The sequence below is a fragment of the Sphingomonas bacterium genome (assembly GCF_903643065.1).
In the GTDB taxonomy this organism is placed as follows: Bacteria; Pseudomonadota; Alphaproteobacteria; order Sphingomonadales; family Sphingomonadaceae; genus Sphingomonas.
Window position 1 is genome coordinate 1 of record NZ_CAHJWX010000297.1, and the last position, 3,756, is coordinate 3,756.

Consider the following 3,756-nt stretch of genomic DNA (forward strand, 5'->3'; position numbering starts at 1 on the left):
GCCTTGAGCGCCGCGTGCCGCCGGGCGAGCGCGTCCGCACCCGCCGCGCGGGCGGTGATCGCCGCCTCGATGCGCGCGAGCGCGGCGTCGATCCGGATGGTGGCGGTGTCCTCGCTCATCGGCGCGGCGATTACGGCGAGGCGGGGCGAGCGGCAAGGGGGCGCGGTTGACAGGCCGGGCGCGGTTCCCGATTGGCCGGTGACAGGGGCGGGCGCTGCTCGCGAAACGAGGACAGGGAGTCGGGCATGACGGTCAAGGTGGCGATCAACGGGTTCGGGCGCATCGGTCGCTTGGTGGCGCGCGCGATGCTGGAAAACGGCGGCGATGCGCTGGAGCTGGTCGCGATCAACGATCTGGCCGACGCGAAGAGCAACGCCTGGCTGTTCAGCCGCGACAGCATTCACGGCCGCTATCCGGGCGACGTGCGGGCGGAGGGCGGCGACCTGGTCGTCGACGGCCAGCGCATCCGCGTCACCGCCGAGCGCGATCCCGCCAGCCTGCCGCACGCCGAGCTGGGCATCGACCTGGTGATGGAGTGCACCGGCTTCTTCACGGACCGGCCGAGCGCGACCAAGCATCTCGACGCGGGTGCGAAGAAGGTGCTGATCTCCGCCCCGGCGAAGGGGGTCGACCTGACGGTGGTGTACGGCGTCAATCACGACCAGCTCACCGCCGACCACCACCTCGTCTCCAACGCGAGCTGCACCACCAACTGCCTGGCGCCCGTCGCCAAGGTGCTCAACGACGCGATCGGCATCGAGCGCGGGCTGATGACGACCATCCACGCCTATACCAACGACCAGAAGATCCTGGACCAGATCCACCCGGATCTGCGCCGCGCGCGCGCGGCGGCGATGAGCATGATCCCGACCACCACCGGCGCGGCGCGCGCGGTGGGCGAGGTGCTGCCCGAGCTGAAGGGCAAGCTGGACGGCTCGGCGGTGCGCGTGCCGGTGCCCACCGGCAGCCTGGTCGACCTGACCTTCACGCCCGGGCGCGACACCACGCGCGACGAGGTCAACGCGCTGCTGAAGGCGGCGGCCGAGGGCGCGATGAAGGGCGTGCTCGCCTGGTCGGACGAGCCGCTGGTCTCGGCCGACATCGTCCATACGCCGGCGTCGTCGACGGTGGACAGCCTGGAGACGGCGGTGATCGACGGCAAGCTGGTCCGCGTCGTCAGCTGGTACGACAATGAATGGGGCTTCTCGAACCGCATGGTGGACACCGCCACCGCGATGGCGGCGCTGATCTGAGGCCCCGGCGCGGCTATCGCCGCGCCAGACCGCCCATCGCGCGCGACGAGCCGGTTTGCGGCCCGCGTTGCGTTGCAGCATCATCTCGCGTTCGTGGTGCGGGAGGGCTGGGTGACCGAGCAGCTGCTGGCAGGGGTGAGCCCGACCGCGATGGTGGCGCTGGGCACGATCGGCGGGCTGGCGCGCAAGGGCTATCCCAAGGCGCCGATGGAGCTGATCGACCGCGCGGAGATCACGGAAGCCGGCGGCATCACCGGCGACCATCGGGGCAAGCGCAAGGGCGCGGGCAGGCGGCAGGTGACGCTGATCGAGCGCGAGCGGTGGACGGCGGCGTGCGCGTCGGTCGGCGTCGAGCTGGACTGGTGGCAACGGCGCTGCAACATCGTGGTCGACGGGCTGGAACTGCCGCGCGAGCCGGGGGCGCGGCTGCGGCTGGGGCGTGACGTGGTGCTGGAGATGACCCGCTACACCGATCCGTGCGAGCGGATGGAAGCGCTCGCGCCGGGGCTGTTCGACGCCTTGTGGGTAGACTGGCGCGCGGGCATCTGTTCGCGGGTGGTGCAGGGCGGGACCGTGCTGGCGGGCGATGTGATCCGGGTGGAGGCATAGCGCCGGGGTCACCCTCACCCTCTGGCGCTTCGCGCCTGTCTCCCTCTCCCACTGGGAGAGGGAGGGAGCTGGCGTAGCCGGCGGAAGGGTGAGGGTGATAGTACACGCCTCAAAGGGAGATTCGCGGATGGCGCGCGGGTTCAAGACGCTGGATGATATGGGCGAGGTCGCGGGCAAGCGCGTGCTGGTGCGCGAGGACCTGAACGTGCCGATGGCGGACGGGCAGGTGACCGACGACACGCGGCTGCGCGCGACGCTCGCCACCGTCACCGAGCTGGCGGATCGCGGCGCGATCGTGCTGCTGCTCGCGCATTTCGGGCGACCCAAGGGCAGGCCTGATCCGACGCTGTCGCTGGCGATGATGACCCGGCCGTACAGCCAATTGCTCGGCCGTCCCGTGCGGTTCGTCGATTGGGACGGCGCGGCGGCGGCGGTGGCGACGCTGCGGGCGGGCGACATCGCGGTGCTGGAGAACACGCGCTTCTTCGCCGGCGAGGAAGCCAACGACCCCCAGGTCGTCGAGACGATGGCGGCGCTGGGCGACCTGTACGTCAACGACGCCTTCTCCGCCGCGCATCGGGCGCATGCGTCGACGGAGGGGCTGGCCCACCGGCTGCCGGCGTTCGCCGGCCGGGCGATGGAAGCGGAGCTGGACGCGCTCGACAAGGCGCTGGGCGCGCCCGAGCATCCGGTCGCGGCGGTGGTGGGCGGCGCCAAGGTCTCGACCAAGCTCGACGTGCTCCAGCATCTGGTCGCCCGCGTCGATCACCTCATCATCGGCGGCGGGATGGCGAACACCTTCCTGGCGGCGCGCGGCGTGGCGGTGGGCAAGTCGCTGGCCGAGCACAATCTGGCCGGCACGGCGGAGGCGATCCTGCAGGCGGCGGAGCGGGCGGGGTGCACCGTGCACCTGCCCTATGACGTGGTGGTCGCGACCGAGTTCCGCGCGAACCCGCCGACGCGCACGGTCAACGTGCACGAGGTTGGCGCGGACGAGATGATCCTTGATGTGGGGCCCGCGGCGGTGGAAGCGCTGGGCGACGTGCTCAAGAACTGCCGGACGCTGGTGTGGAACGGGCCGCTGGGCGCGTTCGAGACCCCGCCCTTCGACGCGGCGACTGTCAGCCTCGCGCGCACGGCGGCGGCGCTGACGAGGGAAGGTGGGCTGGTCTCGGTCGCGGGCGGCGGCGATACCGTGGCGGCGCTCAACCAGGCGGGGGTAGCGGACGAGTTCACCTTCGTCTCGACGGCAGGAGGCGCGTTCCTGGAATGGATGGAAGGCCGCGCGCTGCCGGGGGTGGCGGCGCTTTCGGCCTGAACTCTCTTTCAGGGTGGAGCCTCCGATCCGGGCGCGATGCCTGGGCCAACGTTCCGCCCCAACCCCTTCCCTGAAAGGGAGGGGCCAGACGAGTGTCCTGTTCGGATTGAGTCCTGACCCGTTCGTGTCGAGCATAGTCGAGACACCGTGCCAAGCTCGGTCCCTCGACCTCGCTCGGGCGAACGGATACCGGCACCTGAACAGGACAGGCCCTAGGAAGCGGGCAGCGCCGCGCCGGTGTGGAGGTATGGGTAGGCGTTGATGTCGTCGCCCTGATACCATTGCTGGCCGGAATCGGTGTGGGTCAGGCTGAAGTGAAGGTGGGGCGCGCCGCCCTCCGCGTCGCCGGTGTCGCCGACGAAGCCGAGCAGCTGGCCCGCCAGCACCCGCTGGCCCTCGTGCAGCCCGGGGGCGTAGCCGCGCAGATGGGCGTAGTAGAAGGTCCAGCGACGGTCGGGCGCGCGCTCGTACAGGGTAATGCCGCCGCGCTCGCTGTGGAACAGCCGCTCGACCGTGCCGGCGGCGGCGGCGAGGACGGGGGTGCCGCCGGGCGCCACGATGTCGGTGCCGTGATGC

At 71.3% G+C, this 3,756-nt stretch carries 4 protein-coding genes; 3 read left to right on the forward strand and 1 reads right to left on the reverse strand.

All coding sequences use genetic code 11. The annotated features are described in order from the left end of the window. The first annotated feature begins 245 nt into the window (after positions 1-245). The 3 genes from gap to HUU95_RS10705 all read left to right on the forward strand — a co-directional run bounded on the left by gap (position 246) and on the right by HUU95_RS10705 (position 3,180). The gene (gap, locus tag HUU95_RS10695; RefSeq protein ID WP_174280100.1) at positions 246-1,253 is read left to right on the forward strand and encodes a type I glyceraldehyde-3-phosphate dehydrogenase; all 1,008 of its coding nucleotides are present in this window, start codon (positions 246-248) and stop codon (positions 1,251-1,253) included. Positions 1,254-1,325: 72 nt separating this feature from the next. Further along, positions 1,326-1,862 carry an MOSC domain-containing protein gene (locus HUU95_RS10700; RefSeq protein WP_368039811.1) on the forward strand — a complete coding sequence of 179 codons (537 nt, stop codon included), beginning with the start codon at positions 1,326-1,328 and terminating at the stop codon, positions 1,860-1,862. Between the two features lie 127 nt (positions 1,863-1,989). Beyond that, positions 1,990-3,180, forward strand: coding sequence for a phosphoglycerate kinase (locus HUU95_RS10705; protein ID WP_174280101.1), 1,191 nt, complete (start codon positions 1,990-1,992; stop codon positions 3,178-3,180). Positions 3,181-3,392: 212 nt separating this feature from the next. Here HUU95_RS10705 and HUU95_RS10710 read toward each other — a convergent pair. After that, positions 3,393-3,756: M23 family metallopeptidase (locus HUU95_RS10710; protein WP_174280102.1), on the reverse strand; the 364-nt coding region annotated here is incomplete at its 5' end.

What these genes read in the sequence shown, in the direction of transcription:
- gap (WP_174280100.1), top strand. Translation starts at nt 246, where the DNA reads ATGACGGTCAAGGTGGCGATCAACGGGTTCGGGCGCATCGGTCGCTTG.
- HUU95_RS10705 (WP_174280101.1), top strand. Translation starts at nt 1,990, where the DNA reads ATGGCGCGCGGGTTCAAGACGCTGGATGATATGGGCGAGGTCGCGGGC.